This window comes from Arthrobacter sp. ZGTC412 (genome assembly GCF_002929215.1).
Lineage (GTDB): Bacteria > Actinomycetota > Actinomycetes > Actinomycetales > Micrococcaceae > Arthrobacter.
Genome location: NZ_PJII01000015.1, coordinates 55,887 through 80,620 on the forward strand (window position 1 = coordinate 55,887; position 24,734 = coordinate 80,620).

The window sequence follows — 24,734 nt, forward strand, 5'->3', positions numbered from 1 at the left end:
TTGTGTTGCTGCGTTATGATCTTCAGGTAACCTGAAGGCTTTTGTCAACCGTAGAGTTGTCAGAGTCGAGGTTGGAGAACTTTTCAGCGAGAATGCTGCAGACCTTGGTGGCGGAAAAGGAGCGGAATCATGCATGCGGAGACGTCGGCAGCGCCGGAGGCGCGGACCGCGGGGTGGTTCATATACATGCTCAAGCAGCTGGATATGGGGCTTCGTCCCTCAATGGAGCAAAGCGCCGGAGTAGCTGATCTCACCGCGGCGCAGTTCACAGCCCTCTCAGTACTTGCAGTGCGGCAGGGCTTGTCATCTTCGGAGCTTGCCCGGCGGTCTTTCGTCCGCGCGCAAAGTATGGCTGAAACCGTGACGCCCCTTATAAAACGTGGCCTCGTGACCCGTCAGCGTGACACGGAAGACCGTCGAAGCTTCGTGCTCTTCATCACCGATGAAGGCCGAAAGATGCTGCAGTTGGCACAGCAAGACGTGGCCGGTGTGGAGGAACAATTGCTCAACGGGCTCGCGCCTGGACAGCGGGATGATCTGGCGAGCCTGCTGCGCGTGTGCCGCAGCAATCTCTTGAACGGCAGATTCTGAGTGTATGGACGAGGCCCGCCGTACGGCGGCGGACCCCGTCCACGTCGCTGACTGGAACCCTAACCGACCGCCTAGATTTCGAGAACCAGCTTCTTGGAGCAGGCTCGGGAAACACAAATCATCATGCAGTCGTTCTTGGCCTGCTCTTCAGCAGAGAGAACTGAATCGCGGTGCTCCGGGGTACCTTCTGCCACGCCGACTTCGCAGGTGCCGCAGGTTCCTTCCTCACAGGAAGCCACAGTATGGACCCCCGCCGCCCGCAACACAGAGAGAATGGATTTGTCAGCTGGAACCTGCAGTGTCATCCCACTGTCCTGGAGTTCGATTTCGAATTCCTCATCGGGCTTGGTGACGATGCTTTTCGGTGCGAACCGCTCAAACTTCGGGGCAGGGGCACCTGCGGCAAGGCAGGCGCCCTCCACCGCATTCAGTAGTCCTTCGGGGCCGCAGCTGTAGATCAGTCCGCCCGGCTCAAGCCCCGCCACGATTCCTGGGAGATCAGGGTGGCCGTGCGTGTCCTGGGGGACAAGTTCAACCTTGTCGCCATACTCCTCCAGCTCGGCCAGGAAACCCATCGAGCTCTTTTGCCTTCCACCGTAGGTCAGACGCCAGGGAATGCCGGCGGCTTCAGCTGAGCGCAACATCGCAAGGATGGGGGTGATGCCGATTCCTCCGGCGATGAAGTGGTAGCTCTTCGCTGGTTCCAGTTCAAAGTGGTTCCTGGGACCTCGAACACGTATCAGGTCTCCTACGGACAGTTCGTCATGGATGTATGACGATCCCCCTCGGCTGCTGGGCTCCCGAAGAATTCCCACCTGCCAGCGGTCAATGTCTGCCGGGTCGCCCATGAGCGAGTACTGGCGCACCAGCCCTGATGGCATGATGAGGTCGATGTGGGCCCCGGGAGTCCAATTGGGAAGCTGTTGCAAGCGGGCGTGCCGCAAGGTTAGACGGGTGACGCCGTCTGCGACGATGTCCTTCGCCTCGACGAGGACGTCCGCCTCATATTCATCTGGCTTCATTGCCATAGTCCTGTGGTCGTTCTGGGTGATGGTCATGGCTTTCCTTCAGCGGCTTTTCTGGCGCGGATCAGTGGAGTAGCGCCGATTTAGTCGAACAGCAGAACAGGCTTGATGACAGAGCCATTCTTGGCGTCTTCCGCGGCCTGGTTAATTTCACTGAACTTGTAGGTCTTCACGATCCTGTCCAGGGGCAGCGCGCCGCGCCTGTACAGATCCGCAAGCGCCGGTATGAAGGTGAGGGGTTCTGAGTCGCCCTCGGTTACGCCGAGAATCTTCTTGCCCACCAGCAAGGCGCTCATGTCAACTGAAAGTTCGGTACCTGGTGGTGGCGCGCCCACCACGGCGCACGTACCAAATGTGGCGAGGTTGTCAGTGATAATCCGAGTTAGCGCTGGATGTGCTGCTGTGTCGACAGCATGATCGAGGCCGCGGCCGTTGGTGATGGCGGCAAGCTCACCAGCCAGATCGGCAGTTTCGCTATTGATGGCGTGAGTGGCACCCAATTCAAGGGCAAGGTCGAGCCGCGACTGCACGCGGTCGACGGCAATAATCGATCCGGCTGACGTGAGTCGTGCCGCCATAATGGCTGCCAGGCCAACGGCGCCCGTGCCGAAAACGGCGATGGATTGACCGGCGGTGGGGCGCAGGATGTTGAGAACCGTGCCGGCCCCGGTCTGGACGCCGCAGCCAAGTGGTGCCATGAGGTGGAGGGGAAGATCGTCACCCAGCGGAACCACAGAGCGCTCGTCAACGACAGCATGGGCGCTGAATGAAGATTGCCCGAAGAAGCGGGCCGTCACTGGGGAAGAACCCCGACTTACCGGGGCTGTCCCGTCCGCGCGAAGACCGTTATTGAAAAGGTTTGCGGGGACCCAGGTGGAACAGTAAGCGGGGTGGCCGCCGCGGCAGTGTGGGCAAGTGCCGCAGGAGGTGAAGGTAAGAGCCACGTGGTCACCCGGACGTACCCGGGTGACGTTGGAGCCTACTTTCTCAACGACCCCGGCTCCCTCGTGGCCGAGAATGCCGGGGAACGCGTACCCGGTATGCCCTGCACGGACGGAAAGATCAGTGTGGCACAGGCCGGCAGCGACCATGCGAACCAGGACTTCGTCCTGACGTATGTCATCCAGCTCGACTTGTTCGATGTTGAACTGCCCTCCCGCTTCCTCGACAAGGGCGGCAGTGGTGGTGAAGGTCATGTAATTCTCCCGAAACGTAGGAATGTGGGATGTATCACATGATTCTTTATTTTTACGAGGAAGAACCGGGTAAGAGTACCCAGTTCCTTACCCGTTCTTAGCCCCGTACTGTTGCTTGACGAGCCAGGACACGAGCTGGGCTCGTGAATTGAAGTGCAATTTGCTGAAAATGTTCTCGATGTGGCCATCGACGGTGCGCTTGGACAGAACCAGCGAGTCAGCTATTTCGCGGGTCGACAATCCCTCAGCGATAAGTGCGGCTACCTCGTTCTCACGGCGGGTAAGCGATCCCAGTACCGGTCCCTTGGGCTGAGCCGGCGCTTCATCCGAGAGTGCGAACGACACTGCTCTCGCCGCATCCCAGGTACGGCCTTCGGCGAGCAACTTGTCAAAGATTCCAGGCTCAAGATGACCCCTCAGCTCGTCTTTGCACCAATCCGAATGGACGGCAAAGTGGAGACCGAAAGCCCCGATGCTGGTGCCCAGCGCGTTCCACATCGTCTCGGCTGCGCCGTACAGTTGCAGCCCGCGTTCATACTGCTGCCGCGAAGTGGCGATCCAAGCCAAAAGCTCGAGGTCGAGGGCGGTCCCGACCCGGTTGAACTCGGGTTTCAGCACCAAAGCCTTTTGGACGAAGGATGTTGCCTCGGCGTGATCACCGCTGAGCCAGCTGTCGAAACCGAGCGCCCAAAGCGCCTGACATCGTCCCCACTGTTCCCCCAACTCGTCACTCAGTTTCAGGACATCATCAGCTACGGCGCGGGCACGGTCACGGTCGCCTGAATGCGCCAGCGCGATAATCAGCTGCATTTCTCCGACTAAAACCGGCCCGTACTCGTGATAGCGGCGCAGGCCAGCTACTGCAGTGCTCAAGGACTCGATCGCATCACCGAAGTCAGACTGAAAAAGCGCGGCCGTGCCATGCATCAACAGCACGTGCAGGGCCAGCAAGGGGTCGTTGGAGGCCTCCAAGGCCTTGTCCGCCTCCTTGAGGTATCCCAGGGCCCCAGGGCGGTCCCCCTGAACAAGCGCAATCCACGCCCCGACCCACAAGGCGGTACCACGGTCAGGGGATTGGGTGGTGACGAAGCGGAGGGCCTGGTTTATCCAGCGGCGGCCTTCCCGAAGGAAACCTCCAATTGCCCAGTGGTAGCGGAGCGCTATGACCATGCTGAGCCCCGTGTTCTGTTCTCCGGGTGTGCTAAAACTCCATTCCAGGGCTCTGGTGAGATTGAATCTCTCTTCCCGCAGGCGGGAGATACCGTCCACCTGTTTTTCGGAGGCCCAGGTGTCCAGGACTGATTGGGAAAGCTGAAGGTAATAGTCGCGGTGGTGTCCTGCGACCTCCTTCATTTTTCCTGAGTCGATAAGTCGTTCGTGGCCATACTGGCGGATGGTCTCAAGGAACCTGAACCGGGCTACTGCACTGTCGGTATCGGCGTTAAGAATGGACTTGGAGACCAGTTGATCTATGACGGATAGGATGTTCTCGCGCGTCAGACCATCACCGGCGCAGACACCCTCGGCTGCTTCGAGATCAAATCCGCCCGCGAAGACAGAGGCCCGCTCCCACAGGAGCCGCTCCTCGGGTCCACACAGCCGATAGCTCCAGTCGACCAAGGCAACCAGGGTCCGCTGCCGGACTGGAATGGACCGGTCAGCGCTGCTCAGCCCGTGCAGTTGATCGTCCAGCCGTTGAATAACCTGCTCGATCGACAATGAGCGAAGCCTTGGCGCTGCCAGTTCGATGGTGAGAGGGCTCCCCTCGAGGCGTGCGCACAGTTCAGCCACAGCCCGGTAATTTCCTTGATGGACCATAAATCCGGGGTGAATGGCGGTGACCCTGTCCAGCAGAAGCTTGACCGAGTCGAAGTGAACAACGTCATCGGGGCTTCGGACTTGCCCTGGCTCGGGGGTGGACAATGGAGGGACGGGTACTACGCGCTCTCCTCCCAGGTTTAGTGACTCCCGACTTGTCGCGAGGATGCGCAGTAGAGGCGTCCCCGTCAGCAGGTCGGCGACCAGATCCACGACCTGTTCCAGCACATGTTCGCAGTTATCTAAGATGAGGAGAAGTTCCCGGTCCGCGAGGTAAGAGCGGAGCTGGGTCCGGGCCGATCCGGCGGAGTGATCTTGTCCTTGCAGGACGGTCAAAACCGCGTCGTCCAACGCTGATTTTGCCTCGAGTGGAGCCAGATCGACGAGCCAGACGCCGTCTGGGAAATTACCCTGAATTTCTTTAGCCACGGCTAGGCTAAGGCGGGATTTTCCCATTCCTCCGAAGCCCGTCAACGTAACCAGTCTCGATTTGGCCACAGCGTCCCGCACGGCCTGCTGCGTCTCGTCCCTGTCCAAGTAACTGGTGACGTGTGTTGGGAGGTTTCCGGCCTGGCGGCCTGCCCGAACAGCTTCTGCTGACACGTCTGGTGACTCCTGCGCTGGAGTGGTTAAGAGGAAGCGGGGAAACTCCGTTCCATGTAGTGATCGGATCCTACCGCAAGGCTGGCCTGCCAACGAGGTTCCCCCTCCTGTTGGGAGGGGGAACCTGGATGACGACCTGCTATCTAGCTGATTTGCACCGGCAGAGTCGAGAGGCCGCGCGTGATGTTGTTAACCACACGGGTTGGTTCACCGGTTAGTTGGATTGTTTTTGCGCGCTTGGCCAATGCGGTAAAAAGGGCCTGGGCTTCCATCGTTGCCAAGGCGCGTCCGGGGCACGCATGGGTGCCGTAGTCGAAGGCCAGGTTGTCCGTTGGGTTCCGGCGAACGTCAAAGCGGTCGGGATCCGGATAGTGCCTCTCGTCACGGTTTGCCGCCGCGTAGGAGTGGACCACCCTCGAATCCGCGGGAATGACAACGCCCTCACCGAGATCCACTTCACGGGTCGTAACCCTGGAGAAAAGTTGGGCGGGAGATTCCAGCCTGACACCCTCAAGGAAAGCAGCTGGGACCAAGGAGGGGTCCTCGTGGACGAGCGCCCACTGGTCGGGGTTCTGCGCGAACAGCATCAGCAGACTTCCTACCGCGTTGATGGTAGTGTCCAGCGCGGCATTGAGGTAGCCGGCCAGCATGATGGGAACATTTTCACGTGGCAGTTCCCCACGGTTGGCGGCTTCGTAAATGATGCGGCCGAAGCTTCCCGGAAGCAGGTCGTCTTCTTTTGCGACCTCCTGGAGGTACTCGAATGCGGCTTGCACCTTGGGAAGCGAGTCCAGCATGCGCTGATTCTGTGGTCCTGCGGCGTTGAATGCGCCCTCTGCCCAGTCGAGCATTTTTTCGCGCCCGTGTTCCGGCCATCCGATCAGGTCCATGACGATGTGCATCGGCAGGTCGCGCGCGAAATCCAGAACACCATCAAACGAACCACGCGCCATCAGCTGGTCAACGACCACGTCTGCACGGGCCTCGATGTCGCTGAGTGACTTCCGGATGAAGCGCGGACGCAGGGCGTCGTCAAACACCTTTCGCGGGGCCGCGTGCTGGGGCGGATCGGTGTTAAGGGTTGATCCCTTCCACGCTTCGTTGATGATTGGGTTGAAACCGATGCCGCCTCCGCGTGCGGAACTGAACGTTTCCCAATCGTCAAGGGCGTTCTTGACCTGGTCATACCGAGTGAGAATCCACATATCGTACTTCGTAAGATATGCGGCCGGCCCCAGGTCGCGGAGCATCTTGTAATGGGGGTAGGGATTAAGCAGCACCGCTTCATCCCAAAGGTCCAGGTCCGTTTCAAAACGGGAACGCTGGGCGGTTGTGGTCATGGTTGTCTCCTTGCGTGTCCTGCGCACAGCGGCGCAGGACCCTTCCGTTGTAACTGTCGGCGGCGTGTTAATTCGAGATGAGCACAGACTTCGTCTGCATGTACTCCAAGAGCCCTTCCGGGCCGTTCTCCCGGCCGTATCCTGATTTTTTGTATCCGCCGATGGGCATCTGCACGTCGAGCACGCCCCAGCTGTTGACCCATACCAACCCAGCCTGCAACTGTCCTGCCACTCTATGCGCCCGGCTGATACTGGACGTCTGGAGCCCGGCGGCCAGTCCGTACGGTGTTCCGTTCGCCATTCGGACCGCTTCTTCTTCTGTATCGAATGGCTGGACTGTTACTACTGGGCCAAAAATCTCTTCCTGGACGAATTCCGAAGTATGGTCGACATCGGCCAGGATAGTCGGGGCCTGGTAGAAACCCTTTGTATCGACATTCGTAAGCGGTGCACCACCTAGTATCCGCACCCCAGCAGCTTGGGCCCTGTCAAGGACGCCTGTCACCTTGTCGCGGTGTTTTGCTCCGCTCATAGGTCCAATAACCGTTGATTCCTGGAACGGGTCGCCGAGCGGAATATGCCCGGATCCGGCTGCAATTGCGGCGAGGACATCCTCGTAAACTGGCCGTTCAACAAGAATCCTGCTGCCGGCCATGCAGAACTGCCCAGTGTTGTAGACGAATCCGGACAGGGCAGCGTGAACTGCTGAGTCCAGGTTGGCGTCGGCGAAGATAAGGTTGGCGCTCTTGCCGCCAAGCTCAACCGTTACATGCTTGAGTGTGGCGGCCGCGCGGGTAGCGATTGTTGTCCCGACGGCTGTGGATCCCGTGAAAGCGATCTTGTCCACGCGGGGATCGTCGACAAGTACACTTCCGGCTTCTCCCCCGCCGGTAACAACATTCAACACGCCATCGGGCAGTCCGGCCTCGGCGAGAAGGTCTGCAATGGCCAGTGCTGTGAGGGGTGTGTCCTCGGCTGGTTTGTGCACGATGGTGTTGCCTGCGGCAAGAGCGGGCGCAATTTTGGAGAGCGAAAGGATGAGCGGGAAGTTGAAGGGTGTGATTGCCGCTACGACGCCGATTGGTTCATGGACGGTGTAGGCAAACATGGGGACGCCGGTCGTGCGGGTCGATCCTTCGATTCCGAGTGCCAGGCTTCCGTAATACTCGAACATGTCCGCGGCCGTGCTGACGTCAATCATCCGGCTAAACGTGATCGGTTTTCCCGTGTCCAGTGATTCGAGCTGCGCGAAGTACTCCAAACGTTCCCTGAGTAAGGCAGCCGCCCTTATGAGGATACGAGCCCGGTCCCGGTTGGTGAGCAACTTCCAGGGCCCGTTATCGAAGGCCTGCCGGGCCGCCGCGATCGCGGCCCGGACGTCCTCGGAGCCGGCTTCGGCAACCGTGGTGATGACCTTTCCTGTCGAAGGGTCGATAACATCTCGGGTCCGTCCGTCAATCGCATTGACAGCGCGGCCTCCAATTATCAGTTGAGTGGAGGGCAAATCCAGTTCCGGCCGGTCGCCCTCACGTGTGTTCATGCCATCCGCATGCGTCGTTGTCATGGTTTGGTCCTCTGCAGTCCAGCGAGTCGTATATGACAGCATGTCCTTCGAATTGGAGGAAGAACCGGGTAAAAATGCCCAAGCCGTTACCCGGATTTGTGTCCCGCATCACTGAAGACCCCAATGGACCGTGACCAAGATCCCCGGCCGCTGGTCGGGGCATGGTCTTAGCCGCGAATAATCCCTTCATCTATGTGGGATTTCCTGCTTCTTGAATTGCAGCGAGGCTGAGCCGGTCGACTCCGTGGATAGCGTCTGCAGCACGGACCAGGGCTAGATGCGAAAACGCCTGCGGAAAGTTTCCAGCCATTCTGTTAGCGGCTGTGTCAAACTCCTCGCTGAGAAGGCCCAGTTCATTGGCCAGTCTCACCAGCTTGTCCATAAGCTTCCTAGCGTCAAACTGACGTCCGGTGCGGGCGTATTGCTCAACCAGCCAGAAGGAGCAGGCGAGGAAGGGGTGCTCACCTGGTTCAAGACCGTCTACACCTGTATCGGTCAGGTACCGCATCAAGAGGCCGTCACCGGCCACCAGTTCGTTTTCGATTCTTGCTACGGTTCCGAGCATGTGCTTGTCGTCGTAAGCAAGAAACCCCACTTGTGGAAGGACCAGCAAGGCCGCATCAGTTTGAGTACCGCCGTAGCTTTGTGTGAACGTGTTTAGACTTTGATTGAATCCATGGCTCAGGATTTCTTCGTGCAAGTTGTCGCGTAACTTTGCCCAATGGTCAGCCGGTCCCGGAAGCGCATGATCTCGAACGGCGCGGACGCCGCAATCGAACGCCGCCCACATCATTACTCTCGAGTGGGTGAAGTACCTGGTGGAGCCGCGCATTTCCCATAGGCCAAAGTCCTTGTCATCGAAGTGCTTTTCGACAAATGACAAAAGAGCACGCTGAAGTGCCCATGAGAATGAGTCTTCACGGCCACCAGCCAACCGCAGCCTTTCCAAGGAGACCATCACTTCCCCGACGACGTCTGCCTGGTATTGGGACGCTGCGGCGTTGCCTATGCGGACTGGCGCGGCGCCGTCATACCCGGGCAGGTGTTCCAAGACACGTTCTTCGAGGTAACGTTCGCCAGCTATGCCATACATGATCTGCATATCTTCGGGATCTCCAGCCAATGCCCGTAATAGCCAGTCGCGCCACTTTAGGGCTTCCGATTCATAGCCATGCGTCAACATCGATTCGAGCGTGAGCGCAGCGTCTCTTAACCAGCAATAGCGGTAGTCCCAGTTTCGCGAACCGCCGAAATCCTCGGGTAAAGAGGTAGTGGGGGCGGCGACGATCCCACCTGTTTCGAAGTGGGTCAAAGCCCGCAATACCAACAGAGAGCGTTTGATCATCGGGCTGTAGGGGCCGTCCTGTCGGCAATTCTCAGCCCAAGTCGTCCAGTAGCCCAAGGCTTCCTGCAGTGCCTCGTCGAAGTTGGTCCGCTCTGGAAGAGGCCGATACGACGGAAACCAGGCCAGCTCGAAGTCCGACTGCTCGCCGACGGAAACGGCGAATGAACTCGTGTGGCCATGAGGGTAGGGGTGCGGCAATGGTTCGCAGTGCAAAGCCCAAGCGTCGGGACCGGCCATGGCAAGCAGAGTTTCTCCATTGCTTGAGCGAACTCGACTCATCCATGGCTTGATGGCACCGTACTCGGGTCGGATGGTGTATTCCTGCGAAAGTCGAACTACCCCGTCAAGTCCCACAACACGTCTTAGCAGTGATGAACCTTGCCGCCCAACCGGCATGAAGTCAATGACCTTGACCCGTCCTTGCGATGTTTGCCAAATTGTTTCCAACACGAAGCTGGATGCCATGTAGTGTCTGGCAACGACCTCTGCAGCAGTGTCTTCAGGCGCGATAACCCACCGGCCATGCTCGGCGGTGCCCAAGAGAGCACCAAAGACCGAGGGAGAATCGAAGCGCGGAAAGCAAAGCCAATCGATGCTCCCCCGTCGAGAGACGAGGGGGCCCGTAGCGAGGTCTGACAAGAGTGCGTAGTCCTCAATCGGTTCCGCCATATGCCAACTAAAGCAAAAGTTCCGCCCTTCGGCATAGTCCTTAGAAACCAGAGAGTCAACCGACGGAAGCTGGGCGCGGTAAAGCTTTCGCGTGCGGAAGGCACGGGCACGCAAGTGCCTTGGGAAACCCGTTCAGCGAAAAAGTACCCGGGGGCCGGGTAGGTCATTCAGGTATCAAAGTGCGTAGTTTTCCCGGTCCATGAAGCTTCGGTTCGCGCCACTCTGAGGGAGTACAAACTTTGGAATCACTCTTAGCGCAAGAAAGGGAGTGCTTAGACGATGACTCGAGAACAGGCGTTTTCAAGGTGCCCAGCCGACTCGTACGTTGAGTACTACGGCGAGGAATGGCTGATCGTCCCCTATGAGCCGGTGAAACAACCCGGATTCTTTGTGTGCCACCCCGGTGGCCAAGGAACCAGAACAAAGTCAGCCACCTACGCTGCGGCTTAGGAATTTTTCCAAGAGCCGGACATCGCCGGCCTACTGCAAAGGACCATGAATGGAACGGATCATCGCTGATCTCGTAGTCCGGGATGCTGCCGACAAGGAGGCTCAGCTGGCGTCAGCCCTGGGAGTCGCTATTCAGGAAGCCAGCCGTGGCAAGGTTTGCGGCGTGCTTCTCACTCGTCACCATTACTCCAGATTCACTGTGACACTATCTCCTAGCGTGCCGTACGGGCAGACTCATGAACTAGATATCTCCCCTTATCCGTGCGGGTTCTAGGACCCGGCCGAAGCCGAGCAATAACTCCAGCCGCCGTCGCCGGAATCCTGGTGAAACGGTAGTCACAAACCCCTTCTGTGCAGCCAATGCTAATAGTCGTCATCACGATGTCAGCACTGGCAATCGAGGGCCGCCTGTCAACAGTCGGAGCGTGCAGGAATAGGGCAGGCCCGGTCATGGAAGCTGCGACGGGACCTGTGCTTCTCGAACGGCCGCGCCGGCAGTCGAGATCCCGGGCCTACTTTTCCATCCCCACACGCTTGTGGAGCGGTGATCAGACAAGGAAGCTCGGTTCCGCGGCACCCTCCGCCGGTTTCTGCACTCATCCGCACATGACTGCTTCGCTTAGCACTTCACCACGCCGAGGAAACCGCGACGTGCGTCCGCAGGAGGGGCTCGATCTCGCTCTCGGGCGCCCGTCCGAAGCCACACTCCGTCGCGACACCAAATTGGGTCACGTGCCGCTTTGCCGTCTCGATGCGTCGAGCGGCGCCATCGACGCCATCCTCGCGGTGTATCAGCCCCAGGTATAGTTCCGTCCCCTCGGGTAGCAGCAATGACTCCAGCGGAGCAAAGTAAGCGTCGTCGTCGCGATCAATCGGTATGGGCAAGTGAACCCACGCAATAGGACGAGGCGCCTTGTCAATAAGTAACTGCGCAAACCGGACGAGATTCGTCGTATCAGTAGGCTCTACAAAGTGCTTTTCGCCCGCATCGCCGTAGCACAGGTGGAACCCCACCTCCACATCCGAGGGCACGCGGGCGGCCTGCTCGATGGCCCGCTCAATCACCGCTGCCCAGACGTCGTCGAACCAATTCGCGTAAGCCCCGCCGTACTTGCCTTCGTAGCCTGCCGCTTCAATCCAAGCGAATTCGACCGCCGTGTCCCACTGGATCGCCAGGCTGTCGTGCGGGATAGCGTGGAGGATCCGATCGAGCTCAGCATAAAGGGCGTCACGATAGATGGGCTCAAACCGTGCCCGGTCCTCCTCGACAATGAACGCGCCGACCACTGCCGCCGGTGTTGGAAGTGACACCTGAAAGCGGGCTGCGGGAGCAACAACCCCAGCATCGCGGAGCGAACGGAAGACTTCCCACGACTCGATGGCGGCGTCCGAGTAGCCCAGAGCAGGCAGTCGGAGATCGGACGGAGCTACGCCGTCGGCGATCCGTAACCGCCTCACATCGAGGTGCCCTACCAAAACAGGTTCATCGCCCACGCGTTCAAGTCCCGGCGTAGGAGCAAGTCGCTCAGGCTGGAAAGCAATCCAGTGAAACCGGTCCCCGACCTCTCCATCAGGGATGCGTTTCAGCTGCGGACCGAGGATCTCCGCAGCCATGCGGATGGTCGTCTCTGCGTCAGCGAGATTTATGCTGCCCACCAAAAGGGCGCCTTGCGGTTGAGTCATGATTGTCTGCTTTCGCTCCTCGGGAAGTCATACGACTCCCCGTCCTATTGGGAGTCGCAGCCAGTGCCCCACCTGGGGCGCGAGGCTTCGCGTCAGCGCTGCGGACTTCATATTCACACGTCGTGGCACCGCCACGAAGAAGGCTACGGAACATTACACGCTGTTTCGGTGTTACCGGGCACGGCCCGGGTCACCATCAGCTCGGAGAACGAGGCGGGCAAACTTCACGACACCGAACCGGCAAGACCCCTATATATCCTGTTGAACTACACCCCAACCTGACGTCAGTTGGTCCCCTACTACCTGTCAGATTAGGGCCCGAATCAGCATTTCAGCACACGCCCGTGAGAGGGTCTTGAATTTCAACTGGACGTCTTGGGCTGCTAGCCCTTACTTGATGGCGTCCCGCAGGAAGCTGTTTGGCAGTGGCTATATGGTGGATATTTGGTAGCTATTGGGTGCTTTTCGGGATAGGGTTGATCTACGGAAGGAGCGTGGCTGGTGAGTATTTCGATTGATGTGGGCTCGGCTCACAGCGGTACAGCGCGGCTGGGCATTCGCGAGATCGTCCGGCAGCTCAACAGCGCACTTGGTGCCACGTTGGTGGCCGCGTTGGCTGGCAGCAAGGACCCCAAGATCAGCTACCGTTGGGCCAGGACCGATGGCCCGGAGCCACGGCCGGAGGCGCAGGCGCGCCTGCAGCTCGCCCACCGTGCCTGGACCGCCGTCTCAAGCGTGGAAGGCGAACACGTTGCAAGGCTGTGGTTTGTCGGGGCAAATCCTTGGCTGGATGAGGTTTCCCCCATCGAGGCCATCAAAGACATGCGGGCCAAGGATGTCATGGCGGCCGCGACTGCGATGACTGAAGACAGGTTCTCCGCTTGACGGGAGTTTGCTCCAGTACCGGCCTGGCCTACGTGGAAGGGCCGATTACTGGATACCGGATCGCTAAATCATCCTACGGACCACTGAATCCCCTGCCCCGGAGTGCCGGCCCGGGTGACCGCTCGTCCTGGTCGCGCTTCGACACGCCCGGCTCGACCGTGTACCTGGCCGGGGACCGGCGAACAGCGTACGCGGAGACACTCGCGATGGCCCGCGTCGGGAAGGAATTCCGCGACGCGGTGGCCTTTGCCGCCCGGCAGTTCGGCCTCCCCGTAGAAGCTGCCCGGAAAATGATCCAGGAGGACTGGACCAGGAACGGCAACATGGTCCCCGGCTGGCTGCCAGCGAACTGGCGGGACGGACGCCTTATGTATAAGCTGCGGATCGACGAGCCAATCCGGTGGGTCGACCTGACAGCAGCCGAATCCATCGCCGCATTGAATCGCCACGTCGGGCCGCAGCTCGACGAGGCGTTCGGCATCAGCACTGTCACCCTGGGCACCCTTACCGGGGAGGACCGCGAGGCGACCACTGCAATTGCTGGGTGGCTGCGTGAACAGGTTCTTGATGACGGGAACTATGCCGCAGGTGTCCGGGCGCACTCTAAATACGGGGGCGGGATTTGTTGGGCCTACTGGCTGCGTCGGCAGGACGACCGTCTGGGCACCGACCCTGTTCAGGTCGAAGCCGAAGCGGAGATCCACCGTAACGACGCCGACCTCAACCATGTGCTCTCGCTCTACGGGCTGGAGTGCCGATGACCATTCCCGCGTGCCTCACGCCGGCACGGGCGGGGCTGGCAGGGTGCTCCGGGCGCCCGGATCTTCCGCAGAGCAATTGTGCAGACAGTCTCTGCACAATAAGTTTCGCCGTGACATGACGCTGCCTCATCAGGCTGAAGTAGTCCAAAGTACTTTGGACTATTTCAGTTGGGTCGACCAGACCGGGTTGCTTTACGCATCCGGGTCATGTCCTAGGATCCGGAGCAGGTCTCCCGTGGTCATCCGTAACTCTTCGAACCCGTGGTGGTAGAACAGTGGGGTCATCTGGGTCGGGGGCGTGTTGTCCAGCTCAGCCAACAACTCCAGGGCCTCTGCAATTACGTCTCTCCCGTGGTGTGCATCCTGCTCAGCATCAGTCTCGCCAGACTCCGCGTCATATGATCCTTCCTCAGAAGCAGTGCTAAGTGTCGCGCAGAACGAGCTCTTGCCCTGGTGGTGCCAGGCAGGACTCACACCATGCGACCGCTGTCGGCCGCATAACCAAGAAGCGTTAGATGGCCACGGATGCCCTGCTCCTCTTTTCCTTTGTTATCGGCTCAACCCGTTCTTGCTCCGCTCAGACCTCATCGATGAGCCCGTTTTGGTCTTTCTGGTTTTGGCGGCTCCCTTGCCCATGGTGACCGCTGAGCTGGGGTGGGTCCCTTCGCTACGGGCTGCGGCGAGGCGCCCGCGGATTTGGGTTTCGTTCGCTCCGGTGTTTTCCAGGGACTCGGCAAATTTTTCGTGGTGTTCGGCTGAGCCGTAGCCTGCGGCCGATGCGGTCTCTGCCTTTGGGCTCTGGTCTTTGAGCCGCCCGCTGTCGTTGCCGGTGACACGGCTTTCAATCTCGCGGCCAACGCCTTCAAGGTGCGCGAAGAGTTCTTTTTCGGCTCGTTCGTATCGCTGTTCCACCAATGAAAACTGGGAGCCTTTGAATCCGCCTTCGGCCAGGAGCTTGGCTTCGTGCATCTCTTTGGCGGCTTTGACGAACTCGGGATCCTTGAAGTGGGAGTCCTCTGCACCGTTGACGTTTGCTGTGGTTTCTTTGCGCAGCTGGTCAATATCGGGACCGTTGATGCCGTCCTTGCCGATGAGGAACATGCGTTCCTTAATTTCAGCGTCTGCAGCTGCCACGGCTGTGGGGGTTTTCGCGTTGTGGGCCCGCTGCAGGGCCTGTGCCAGATCGGGGTTGGCCAGGTACTCCACGGGCACCTGGTGGCGCTCCATTTCAGGGGAAAGCTTTGCCGCCTGGGCGCGGAGTTCTTCCGCCCGCGCCGCTGTGATCAGCTGCATGGCCTTCTCGTGTTCGGCGGCCGCCTTGCGTTTCGCTTCCTCGGAGTCGAGCCGGGCGTTTTCTGCCGTGATGGTTTCGATGCCCGACTCCAGATAGGCGGCGTCCGCGCCGACGTCGTGCGTGTCGATGCCGTAGCGGGTCAGGATTTCCTGCCGGATTTTTTCGGACGCTGCCAGGGCTGTCGGGTCGTGATCCTTCCAGCCTTCAGCGACTGTGTGTGCTGTGGCAATGTCACTGGGTTGCGCTTTGTCCCACCACTGATCCTTGTGTACGGGTGCGAGTGCCGCGTGGGCGGTGCTGCGTTCGGCGGCGAGTCTTGCTTGGGCTTCGTGCGCTGCTTGGGCGTCCTGGTGTTCCTGCTGCCGCTGGGATTCCTGCCGGCGGCGTGCCAGCATCTCGGCGATACGTGAGGCCATCATCAACGTCTGCCGCATTCCGTTGTCCAGGACGTCGTCAATTCCGTCTGATTCACTCATGGTGTTCCCCTTGCACTTGGTGGTGATTTATCGGTCGAGTCCCGACCCGGAGCCGCGCGGGCTGGGCTGATAGGTCTTCGCTGGTGTTGCTGGTGTGGGTGTCGTGGGAACCACCGAACCGGGACGGATGGGGGCCAGGCCGCGGCGGGCAATATCAACTGCCCTCGGCGGCACCGCAGCCGCTTCGGCCGGCTGCTGTACAGCTCCTACAAGGACGGCCTCGGGCATCGTCGCAGTGAACGGGGCCAGCTGCTTTTCGACCACTGATCGGATGCGTTGTGCTTCCCGGGCACGGGCGGACTGGGCGTGCATTTCATACACCGCGAAGGCGGTGTTGATCAGCTGCACCATGAGGGCGGTCTGTGCTGCCGTTTTGTTTTTGCTCGACGCTGCCATGAACAACATGGCCGTGCCGGCAATGGATGGCAGCGCGACGGGTTTGCCGTGCTGCCGGGGCGCTCGAAGTTGGGCTGTGCGGGACAGTTCGGCAGCTGTGGCGGCCAGTGGACCTGGCGTAGCCTCCAGCCGGTATGACCAGGCTGCAAAGGCACCGGAAACCTGACGTGCCGCTTTCGCCCAGGTCGCATGGTCATCACGCGGAATCGTGCGCAGCTGGTCGGCCAGTGCCGTCGCGTTGCGGGTGTACTCCACCCACACATCTGCTGATGGCGTTGAGTTCTCGGGACCGTTCTTGGAGACCTTGCGCTTGTTGCGCGCAGCTGCGTTCCATTCCGCCGCGGCCTCGGTAGCCAGGTGCGGCGAGTCCAGCCATTCCTCACGCAATGCGCCGAGCTTCAGGTCGGACGCGAGCGTGCCGCCGCCGAACCAGACAGGACGCTCCCCCGGCTTCGGGCGCTCGGCGACGGAGTAGCCAACGATGACGTCTGTGGTGTTCTTCGCGTAGCGCGGCCGCACCAGCAGGCCGGTGTCGCGGGCCCGCCGAACGAACTCCGGTTCGGTGGCTGAGGCGCTGGCGCTGGCGCGCACCTTCCGGGCCAGGGACGTCCGGTGCATTTCGCGTTCGTCCCGGACCGCGGTGGCCTTCTCTGCCCGGTCGTAGCCGCGGGTGGCGTGCACGCTGGAGAGCTCGTCGAGCCCGTACTTGGTTTCCAATTCCCGGCAGGTCTGTTGCGCTCTTTTGTAGTCGCCGTGGGTGGAGGCTTTGGTGCCGTCTTCACGGACGAGGGACACGGCGATGTGGATGTGGTGGTTGCCGTTCTCACTCGTTCCGTGGTTGATCGCGACCCACCGGCACTGGGCTTTTCCGCTGGCCTCGGTGAAGCCCATGGCGTCGACAAAGTCGTTCGCGATGTCACCCCACTGCTGGTCCGTCAGGGCGCCTTCTTCGACGCGGAGGCTCAGCGAGCAGTGCCACACATCGGCCGGTTTGTGCCCGTTCGGGACCCGTTCCATCCTGACCGGGTCCCAGCGGAAATCCTTCTGCAAGACCTCGACGCCGAAGGCCTTGCGGGGTTGGTCCAAATGCTTCGCGATCGCGATCGCGTCATCCTTGTCGAGGACACCGTCGTCGTACCAGGCCATGATCGCAGCGTCCCCGGCCACCAGGTGCGGGTCGGTGTGCGCGTTCTTCGTCTTATCAGCATCCGTGGAGGCCAGGTACAGCATGAGCCCTGACATCCGGGAGCCGCGGGTGATGTTAGGAATCATCGCCCTACATCAACCCCTCGATCGTCCGGTCAATCCGCATCGCAACCTCGCGCAAATACGCCAGCGCCGCCTTGGCGTCCTGGGGGAACTCATCGCCGGCGTTGGCGTGCCGGGCGATCTGGTTCACGTTGTTCGACACCCGCGCCAACAACGTATGGATCGCCATCAGCTCGGCCATCGCCGCCTTACGCTCCGTCGGCGTCTCCGACCCCTCCGACAGAGCGGCGGTGAGCAGCAGGTTCGGGACCGTAACCTTCTCCCTCGCAGCCCGGGCAACCAGGGCCGCTTCCTCCTCGACCGTCACCCACACATCGCGGCGCTTCTTCGTCCCCGCCGGGGAATTCGCCCGCCGCCGCTTCGAAATCCGGGAACGCGGCACACTCTCCTCAGACAAGCACTCCCCCAATCCCATCAAACGGCCCAGCGCAGCGACCCCGAAACCGGGGACCACACGACCAGTGTGCCAAGCAAACAACCACCGGGCCGTGAGCGACACACCCATTTACACCCGTGTAAATGTATAGCTTGCTCCGCCGAAGTCGGCTCCCGCTCTCTCCGCGCCTCTGGTGCCTCCCTGATCCCGAAACGGCCCGCCGCTGCGCGTCGCTGCCCCAAAACCGGCCTCCCCTGTGGTTACGGTGGGTGCATGCCGACCATCGATATCGAACAGACCCGTAACCAGGCCCGCGCTCTCCTGGACTCGCGCATCGAGTCCGTCACGAACCTGGTCAAGACCAGGCAGCGGATCACGGACCTGCGCGAGCAGCTCGCCGACGCTGAACGAGACGACAAGCGCGCCTACGTGCGCGCCACTAAAGACGGGTGGAGCCCCGAGGAGCTGAAGAAGCTCGGGCTCGAGTCCGGTGCCGCGGCGCGGCGGCGGAAGCCGGCCCCCACCCGCACGTCGGACGAGGGCTCCCCGTCCTCCGCTGATGGGGTTACCGGGGCTGAGTAGGCTTGCCCCTCGCCCACCTGGGCACGGCAAAAGCTAACTCCTTCGGGCTTTTCCCGCACACATGCGGACGACCGGACCCACCTGACCGGCTGCACACAAACGCCAGCTCACCACGAGCGGGGAATCTCACCGCCGGGACCGGCGCATATGCACAGCCTCCCATAGCAGCAACTCACCAGGAAGACGCCGTCGGCGTCCACCAAAAAAGGCGGCAAAAGGACCTTGGAGAGGAAACCACCTCTTCTTCGCAGCGGTGCCAACTTGGGCTGCCCCGGGGCAGCTTCTAACGCGGGAATGGCCGCCACGTTGAACGTGGCGGCCATTGCCGCAGTGTTGTTTCCTGTGCTGTTGTTCTATCCGTCAGTGTCGTCCTCGCCGGCGCTGATTTGTCCGGTAGTGATGCGTTCCTGCGTCTCCTGATAGGCGTGGTCCAGATACTCCCCGAGATCGTCCTCGCTGACGCGCCAAATACCGCGGCCGCCGATCTGTACGCCCCGCAACTCACCACTGCGCAGCAGCGCATACACCGTCGGCATCCCCACGTTCAGGACGTCCTTCACCTCGGCGAGGGACAGCATCCGGGCGAACCTGCCCCTAGCCGCTGTGGCCTCCTGCTGCACTTTGTCATTAGCGCGTTCCGTCACCCTGGATGTCCTCTTTCCGGTGCTTCAACTCTTCATAGGTCCGTTAGCCCAGTCGCATAGATCAGCCCGCGGCCAAGGGTGTGTCGGAGCCAGCGTAGCTGCTGGCCCCGACGCAACAGCAATATCTAGAACGATGGTTCAGAACCACGGCCTGAACCGCCGCCGGGCTGCGCGGCCGTGGTGGCGTTCTTCCCGAACCACGGGTCATCATCGGCATACCCGCTGCCGCTGTCCGCGGCCGCGGTCTCGGCCTGCTCTTTGACGCGGTCCCGCCAGCCCTTGGCCGGGGTTTCGGTCGGTTCCGGCCGGGTGCCTTTGGAACGCGTTACGGTGGCCTTGGCGTAGCGGAGGGACGGGCCGATTTCCTCGACCTCGAGTTCGATCACGGTGCGCTTCTCCCCTTCTTTCGTCTCGTAGCTTCGTGACTTCAACAGACCCGAGACGATAACGCGTGTGCCCTTGGTCAGGGACTCGGCCACGTGTTCTGCCGCTTCCCGCCAGACACTGGCGCGAAGGAACAGCGTCTCGCCGTCCTTCCACTCGTTGGCCTGCCGGTCGAACGTCCTCGGCGTGGAGGCGATGGTGAAGTTTGCGACCGCGGATCCGGACGGGGTGAACCGAAGTTCCGGGTCGTTGGTGAGGTTGCCGATCACGGTGATGCTGGTTTCGCCGGTCATTGTTTCATTCCTTCTCTACTGGTTTCGTATGGGCGATCGTGGGGCAGGAGTGCGCGCGGTGGCTCCATCACACGCAATCCCCATGGACTGGTGGTTACGGTGTCGCTTCGACTTCGGTTCTAATCTCCGCCCGGTACAGCTCGTCGAGCCGTTCGGAGAGCCGCGATTCGTAGGTCCCGGTCAGCAGTGCCCGGTTGTTCACCTCGTAGGGCATCGCATCGGGTGTGTCGCCGGGCAGGGTGGTGGCGGAGTCGTAGAAGCGTTCCTCCGCTCCCGGGGCCGGGTCATCCAGGGAGGCCAGGGCGTAGGCGGCGGCGCAAAGCTCGGAATCTTCCTGGAGTTCCGCAGCGACGTTGAAACCGTCGAAGATGGCGGTGATCGTGGTGTGGTGGATGCTCATGGTGTGGCCCCTTTCCGGGCGTGGGTGTGGTTCATGGCGGCGGTGACAAGTTTGTCCCGGCGCAGGCCCGACCAGTGGTCCTGGTCATCGGAATTGTTCACAACGACGGGGCCTGGGAATAGCCAAGCTCAGCGGTGATGTACTCCAGCGCTGCCGGCACTTCGGTGATGTCCACGGCAAGATAGGTGATGCCTTTGGAGTCGAAGTAGGCCTTGGTCTTATCGCACTGGGGGCAATCCGGCTTGGTGTAGACCGTGTAGTCCGCGAGTGAGGAAGTCATTTCAGTACCTGGTTTCGTATCAACATAAGTTTCGTTCGTCTGTCTGACCTGCTGCTTCCATTCGACCAAAAAGGCAGCCGGATTAACAGCCCATATTCCGCATAACGGCGGGATTCTCTCTGGTCGATTCTCGGCTGGTTTTACGGTGTCCCTGCACCGCGCATCCGGTGCGTGGGGCGGCCGTGGTGACCAACTGACTCCTCCTTCCCCCGTTGTTTTTGGCTGCTGGCGAAGCTTGCGGAGCTGTGGCCGTCGGAGGCCCGTCTACCCGCAGGGCAAGGGGCGGGACATCTTCGTAAGGAAATCAGCGACGCAGGAGCGCCGTCGACGATTTTCTGCACCGCAGGCCCCGACGAAGGAGGGGCTGGACGGGCCGGAGCGGACACGTACAATCCGAAGGAATCTCAATGATGTTGTCAACGGATTCCGGGGGGTCGGTCAGCGGGCGGTCCTCTCTCGGTCGGTGCTGGCGGGTAGGGCTCGCGGGACTTCTTTTCGCTCATGGTTGTGTTCCTTCCAGGTGGGTGGGGCGGCTTGTGGTGACCGGCCAGCTTCCCTTCTCCCCCGGTTGTTTTTTGCCTGCTGGCGGAGCAACTCGTAGCTGTGCCCGACGGAGCCGGGGCAACCCGAAGGGCAAGCAGCGGATGGGTTGTGGGAGGAAATAAGCGAAGCGCCGACACAAGGCATCCGCTGCGCAGCCGTCCGCAGGACGGTTGAGCCGGTGGAGCGGGCACGTACGATCCGCAGGACAGCAGCAAAAAACGTCGTAGACAGACAAGTTCAGGGGCGTCCGGAGCTCTGCGACGGCACCCCCTGAACCCAACAGCCGGCCGCGAAGCGGACGCCCGCCAGCTGGTTGAAGCGCAGCGAAACCAGTGCGAGCCCTGCGAGCATGCACTTGTCCCTGAGTAGGGTGGGGGCATGAGTGATCCAGCTCCACACCCTGGTCGCGGCAGTGAGGCTCGGCGCGGTAGTGCGTGGCCGTCACCACTGGTCCGCCGGGTCCTGGCTGTGGTCTTCACTGTTGCCGCAATCGGATCGGTGGTGCTGGTGGCCGTGGACCTGATCGTTGGTCGGCCAGCTGCCGGCGATCTGTTTATCGCCTTCCTCAACAGCCTGACGGCCGTAGTCTTGTGGCGAACAAGCTCTGAAACCAGGCGGACATGACGAGGGCCGGCCTTGGCCGGGACTTTGGCAGGTTTTAACGAGGTGAGGCCGGCCCCTTGGGGCCGGCCTCAGTTTTTCCCTCAGCAAAAGGAAACTTGTCGTGCAGCGTCATTGCTGCGGAAGTTATTGGTCCAGGGGGGATTTTTCCCAGGAGATGTCCACGGCGGAGGGGGCCTGCTGCTGGATGGTCAGCATGGATAGTTCCAGCATGTCTTGGGCGTGCGTGGCGCCGGCGGGTGCGGCGTCGTCCTCCGTGAGGATGAAGTCGTGACTCAAGTGCTGCCCCCTGGCTTGAAGTGGTGTCGTTCCACTCTCACTCTAGCCCGGCGCCAGCAGTGGGTGCTGTTGGGGGGTGCTGCGCCCGCGTCAGCGTGATCGGCGGCCGGAGGAGCGCCAGCGGGGGAGGCCGCCACGCCACTGAGGGGCCGAACCGTTGCCGGTCCGGCCCCCTTTGTTCCTAGCGGTGCCGCTGGTAGGCGGTGTCGGCGTCCTGTGCGACCGGGGCGATGGTCCCCTGGCTCACCAGCTGTTCCAGCAGCCCCGCGAGTCGGTAGCCGGGGCTGACCTCGATTGCGAGGTTGAAGTGCTCCGCGGCCACGGATGACTGACCTTTTAGATAGGACAGCCAACCGATCAGGGTCAGCAACGGAGCCCGGTAGCGCTCAGGTGTCGTTTCCATCAGGTCCCGTGCCAGCTGCTGTGCCCGGTCGGCCCGGTCCCAGTCCGGTGTGATTCCCTGCCCGATCAGCAGGTCTCCGCTGTCTTCGGCGTCGGGCAGTTCCGGGTCGATAACGTTGCAGAACATCACGTCACGCAGGTCCGGGCGCTGGAAGCAGGCCACCAGCTCGACCGCGGTGTCCGGGTCAGTCCAGCCGTCCCGGGTCAGGGCGTCTGCCCACAGTTCCCGGCCGGTGTGCAGCTCTCCGGCGAACACCCCGTAAACGGCCTGACGGATCCGGTCGGCGGTATCCGCCGGTCCTGTGTAGGGCGGGTAGGTGGTGCCGGGGGCCTTTTGGTAGCTGCTGCCCCGGAAGACCAGTTCCGCGTTCAGCTGCCCGTCCGTGATGGATTCCAGCGGTTCGGGCAGGCAGCACCCTGTGTCGCTGTCGCACAGCAGGTTCCGCCAGTGCTCGGAGGTGACAAGCCACGCGTCCTTGATGGGGGTTTGCGCTGCCTCAAATTCCTGGATGACAGCCTCGACGTATTCGTGGAACGGCCGCGGTGCGTCACCGGCCGGGGTGTCCGTGTAGACGGCCAGCAGGACGGAAGTTGCCTGCATATCCACGGCGAGATAGTCGACCATGGAGCGGGCGAAGCCTGCGGGATCGGCGAACAGTGGGGCGTCAACGCGGAGTGTGGCGCCGAGGGCGTTCCCGCGCATGGTCAGGAACACGAAGGACTCGCGGGGCACGAAGCCGAGGGTGTGCGGGATGAAGCCGAGGATGTCGGCGGGGCTGGAAATGCGGATTGCGTCGTTCATGGTTTGAAAGTCCTTTGCTGAGGAATTTTGGTGGGTGGGGCGGCTCAGGTGACCGGCCAGCTTCCCCGCTCCCCCCGTTGTTTTGGCTGCTGGCGAAGCTTGCGGAGCTGTGGCCGACGGAGGCCTGTCTACCCGCAGGGCAAGGACCGCGGAATCTGCGGAGGAAATCAGCGACGAAGGAGCGCCGGAGCCGATTCTGCGGCCCGCAGGCCCCGACGAAGGAGGGGCTAGACGGGCCGGAGCGGACACATACAATCCGTCAGGACAGCAGCCAAAACGTCGTAGACACAACAGGGCCAGGGCGGGACGGAGCTCTGCGACGGCACGGCATGGCCCCAACAGCCGGCCGCGCCAGCGGACGCCCTTTCCTTGGTGAGCCCTGCGAACCATCAACAGCACCCCGGTACTTCCCAGGTTCGGGCAGCGGCTGGCGGGACGCGCCACCCCGTGGTTCCCACCCGCTGTCTCGGGCGGTTGGCGGTCCGCCGCCGGCAACCCACCACCAACGCCGGCCCCATGCGGCGGACCGCCCGCGGTGACCGGCCCCCGGAAGGGACCGGCCACCCCGTCGTTCTAGCCTGCGAGCAGCTCGGTGAGTTCGGCCGCGTCGGTGACCAGCACCGCGCCGCCTTCCTTCAGGAGCCGGTGGCAGCCTGCCGAGTTAGCGGAATGGACGCTGCCGGGGACTGCGGCCACATGCCGGGCGATGGTCTCGGCGTGGTGCGCGGTGTTCAGTGCGCCGGACCGCCACCGAGCCTCGACCACACAGGTCACACCGGCAAGGGCTGCGATGATGCGGTTCCGCTGCAGGAACCTGTACCTGGTCGGGGCGCTTCCCGGCGGGAGCTCGGAGAGGGTCAGACCGTTGGCGCGGATCGCGGCCGCGAGGTCCGCGTTCCCTGACGGGTAGTCCCGGTCCAGGCCTCCGGCCAGCACTGCAATCGTCGCCGCTTCGGTTCCTTGGTGGCCTGCCAGTGCGGCGCGGTGAGCGTGCGCGTCGATGCCGTACGCCAGCCCGGAAACAACGCAGATTCCACGCTGCGCCAGGCCGTAGGCGATATCGCCCGTAACTGCGGCGCCGTAGCTGGTGCTGTCCCTTGAGCCTGTCAGGGCCACGCATTGTGCGGGGTTGGGGATTCCGTTCTCAATGTTGCCGCGGTACCAGAGGCCCCACGGCGCGTCCGGAAGATCGTTCAGACCTGCGGGCCAGTGCTCATCGTCGGGAGTAAGGAATCCGCCGCCCAGACGTTCGATGATGGCCAGGTCCTTTTCCGGGTGCAGGTCCGGGATCCGCGCCGCCCAGCGGCGCAGGCCCTCGGCCAACTCGTCCGCCGTGACATCCCAGAACGGGACGGCTGCTTGTACCCCGGTGGCGATCTTCAAGGCGGCGCCCGCGCCATGCTTGGCTACCAACGCCCGTCCAACGATGTCGCCGGGCTCAAAGAGACGGGTCAGTGCGGCGCGAGCGATACGGTCTTCGGTGAAGTTCATGAGTTCTTGTGTCCTTTGCTGAGGATTCGGTGGGTGGGGCGGCTTGTGGTGACCGGCCAGCTTCCCTTCTCCCCCGGTTGTTTTTTGCCTGCTGGCGGAGCAACGCGTAGCTGTGCCCGACGGAGCCGGGGCAACCCGAAGGGCAAGCAGCGGATGGGTTGTGGGAGGAAATAAGCGAAGCGCCGACACAAGGCATCCGCTGCGCAGCCGTCCGCAGGACGGTTGAGCCGGTGGAGCGGGCACGTACGATCCGCAGGACAGCAGCAAAAAAC

General features: G+C 61.7%; 21 protein-coding genes and 1 pseudogene. 5 read left to right on the forward strand and 17 right to left on the reverse strand.

Translation table 11 applies throughout. From position 1 onward, the window contains the following. Positions 1-129 precede the first annotated feature (129 nt). Positions 130-591 (forward strand): MarR family winged helix-turn-helix transcriptional regulator, encoded by a 462-nt coding sequence (locus CXQ88_RS15835; RefSeq protein ID WP_104045101.1) that lies wholly within the window; start codon positions 130-132, stop codon positions 589-591. Between the two features lie 71 nt (positions 592-662). On the opposite strand, the gene CXQ88_RS15840 is transcribed toward CXQ88_RS15835, so the two are convergent. The 7 genes from CXQ88_RS15840 to CXQ88_RS15870 form a co-directional block, all read right to left on the reverse strand. After that, on the reverse strand, positions 663-1,649 hold the full coding sequence (locus CXQ88_RS15840) for a PDR/VanB family oxidoreductase (RefSeq protein WP_219816342.1): 987 nt from the start codon (positions 1,647-1,649) through the stop codon (positions 663-665). A 50-nt stretch (positions 1,650-1,699) separates the two neighbouring features. Continuing rightward, positions 1,700-2,812 (reverse strand): NAD(P)-dependent alcohol dehydrogenase, encoded by a 1,113-nt coding sequence (locus CXQ88_RS15845; protein ID WP_104045102.1) that lies wholly within the window; start codon positions 2,810-2,812, stop codon positions 1,700-1,702. 87 nt (positions 2,813-2,899) lie between these two features. Continuing rightward, entirely contained in the window at positions 2,900-5,233 is a 2,334-nt protein-coding gene (locus tag CXQ88_RS15850; RefSeq protein WP_306737006.1) for a LuxR C-terminal-related transcriptional regulator, read from the reverse strand. Between the two features lie 143 nt (positions 5,234-5,376). Further along, positions 5,377-6,573 (reverse strand): cytochrome P450, encoded by a 1,197-nt coding sequence (locus CXQ88_RS15855; protein WP_104045104.1) that lies wholly within the window; start codon positions 6,571-6,573, stop codon positions 5,377-5,379. 67 nt (positions 6,574-6,640) lie between these two features. Beyond that, positions 6,641-8,137 carry an aldehyde dehydrogenase family protein gene (locus CXQ88_RS15860; protein WP_258061928.1) on the reverse strand — a complete coding sequence of 499 codons (1,497 nt, stop codon included), beginning with the start codon at positions 8,135-8,137 and terminating at the stop codon, positions 6,641-6,643. 190 nt (positions 8,138-8,327) lie between these two features. Further along, positions 8,328-10,151: a glycoside hydrolase family 15 protein gene (locus CXQ88_RS15865; protein ID WP_104045105.1), complete on the reverse strand. Its 1,824-nt coding sequence runs from the start codon at positions 10,149-10,151 to the stop codon at positions 8,328-8,330. Between the two features lie 1,077 nt (positions 10,152-11,228). Beyond that, on the reverse strand, positions 11,229-12,284 hold the full coding sequence (locus tag CXQ88_RS15870; protein WP_104045106.1) for a hypothetical protein: 1,056 nt from the start codon (positions 12,282-12,284) through the stop codon (positions 11,229-11,231). 501 nt (positions 12,285-12,785) lie between these two features. Here CXQ88_RS15870 and CXQ88_RS15875 point away from each other — a divergent pair. Then, on the forward strand, positions 12,786-13,169 hold the full coding sequence (locus CXQ88_RS15875; RefSeq protein WP_104045107.1) for a hypothetical protein: 384 nt from the start codon (positions 12,786-12,788) through the stop codon (positions 13,167-13,169). 206 nt (positions 13,170-13,375) lie between these two features. Continuing rightward, positions 13,376-13,930: a hypothetical protein gene (locus CXQ88_RS15880; RefSeq protein ID WP_373637774.1), complete on the forward strand. Its 555-nt coding sequence runs from the start codon at positions 13,376-13,378 to the stop codon at positions 13,928-13,930. Positions 13,931-14,479: 549 nt separating this feature from the next. Here the strand turns inward: CXQ88_RS15880 and CXQ88_RS15890 are convergent. The 3 genes from CXQ88_RS15890 to CXQ88_RS15900 are packed head-to-tail and all read right to left on the reverse strand — an operon-like array spanning position 14,480 to position 17,672. Next, complete coding sequence (locus tag CXQ88_RS15890) at positions 14,480-15,700, reverse strand: hypothetical protein (RefSeq protein WP_104045110.1); 1,221 nt, start codon at positions 15,698-15,700, stop codon at positions 14,480-14,482. A gap of 27 nt (positions 15,701-15,727) precedes the next feature. Further along, complete coding sequence (locus CXQ88_RS15895; protein WP_104045111.1) at positions 15,728-17,368, reverse strand: relaxase/mobilization nuclease domain-containing protein; 1,641 nt, start codon at positions 17,366-17,368, stop codon at positions 15,728-15,730. A 4-nt stretch (positions 17,369-17,372) separates the two neighbouring features. Further along, entirely contained in the window at positions 17,373-17,672 is a 300-nt protein-coding gene (locus CXQ88_RS15900; RefSeq protein ID WP_258061929.1) for a MobC family plasmid mobilization relaxosome protein, read from the reverse strand. Positions 17,673-18,014: 342 nt separating this feature from the next. On the opposite strand from CXQ88_RS15900, the gene CXQ88_RS15905 reads away from it, so the two are divergent. After that, the gene (locus CXQ88_RS15905) at positions 18,015-18,323 is read left to right on the forward strand and encodes a hypothetical protein (RefSeq protein WP_104045112.1); all 309 of its coding nucleotides are present in this window, start codon (positions 18,015-18,017) and stop codon (positions 18,321-18,323) included. Positions 18,324-18,676: 353 nt separating this feature from the next. Here the strand turns inward: CXQ88_RS15905 and CXQ88_RS15915 are convergent, their stop codons facing one another. The 4 genes and pseudogenes from CXQ88_RS15915 to CXQ88_RS22620 form a co-directional block, all read right to left on the reverse strand. Next, entirely contained in the window at positions 18,677-18,967 is a 291-nt protein-coding gene (locus CXQ88_RS15915; protein WP_258061930.1) for a helix-turn-helix domain-containing protein, read from the reverse strand. Positions 18,968-19,092: 125 nt separating this feature from the next. Continuing rightward, complete coding sequence (locus tag CXQ88_RS15920) at positions 19,093-19,644, reverse strand: single-stranded DNA-binding protein (RefSeq protein ID WP_104045114.1); 552 nt, start codon at positions 19,642-19,644, stop codon at positions 19,093-19,095. 94 nt (positions 19,645-19,738) lie between these two features. Beyond that, complete coding sequence (locus tag CXQ88_RS15925; RefSeq protein ID WP_104045115.1) at positions 19,739-20,044, reverse strand: hypothetical protein; 306 nt, start codon at positions 20,042-20,044, stop codon at positions 19,739-19,741. Continuing rightward, positions 20,041-20,324: pseudogene (locus CXQ88_RS22620) on the reverse strand (glutaredoxin family protein). The gene CXQ88_RS15925 and the pseudogene CXQ88_RS22620 overlap by 4 nt, the downstream one beginning before the upstream one ends. Before the next feature lie 921 nt (positions 20,325-21,245). Between CXQ88_RS22620 and CXQ88_RS15935 the strand changes: the two are divergent. Then, positions 21,246-21,491 (forward strand): hypothetical protein, encoded by a 246-nt coding sequence (locus tag CXQ88_RS15935; protein WP_104045116.1) that lies wholly within the window; start codon positions 21,246-21,248, stop codon positions 21,489-21,491. 123 nt (positions 21,492-21,614) lie between these two features. Here CXQ88_RS15935 and CXQ88_RS21915 read toward each other — a convergent pair whose 3' ends face one another. The 3 genes from CXQ88_RS21915 to dprA form a co-directional block, all read right to left on the reverse strand. After that, positions 21,615-21,767: a hypothetical protein gene (locus tag CXQ88_RS21915; protein WP_181037562.1), complete on the reverse strand. Its 153-nt coding sequence runs from the start codon at positions 21,765-21,767 to the stop codon at positions 21,615-21,617. Between the two features lie 181 nt (positions 21,768-21,948). Next, positions 21,949-22,971: a DUF4192 domain-containing protein gene (locus CXQ88_RS15940; RefSeq protein WP_104045117.1), complete on the reverse strand. Its 1,023-nt coding sequence runs from the start codon at positions 22,969-22,971 to the stop codon at positions 21,949-21,951. 573 nt (positions 22,972-23,544) lie between these two features. Then, positions 23,545-24,462 (reverse strand): DNA-processing protein DprA, encoded by a 918-nt coding sequence (dprA, locus tag CXQ88_RS15945; RefSeq protein WP_104045118.1) that lies wholly within the window; start codon positions 24,460-24,462, stop codon positions 23,545-23,547. Positions 24,463-24,734 lie beyond the last annotated feature (272 nt).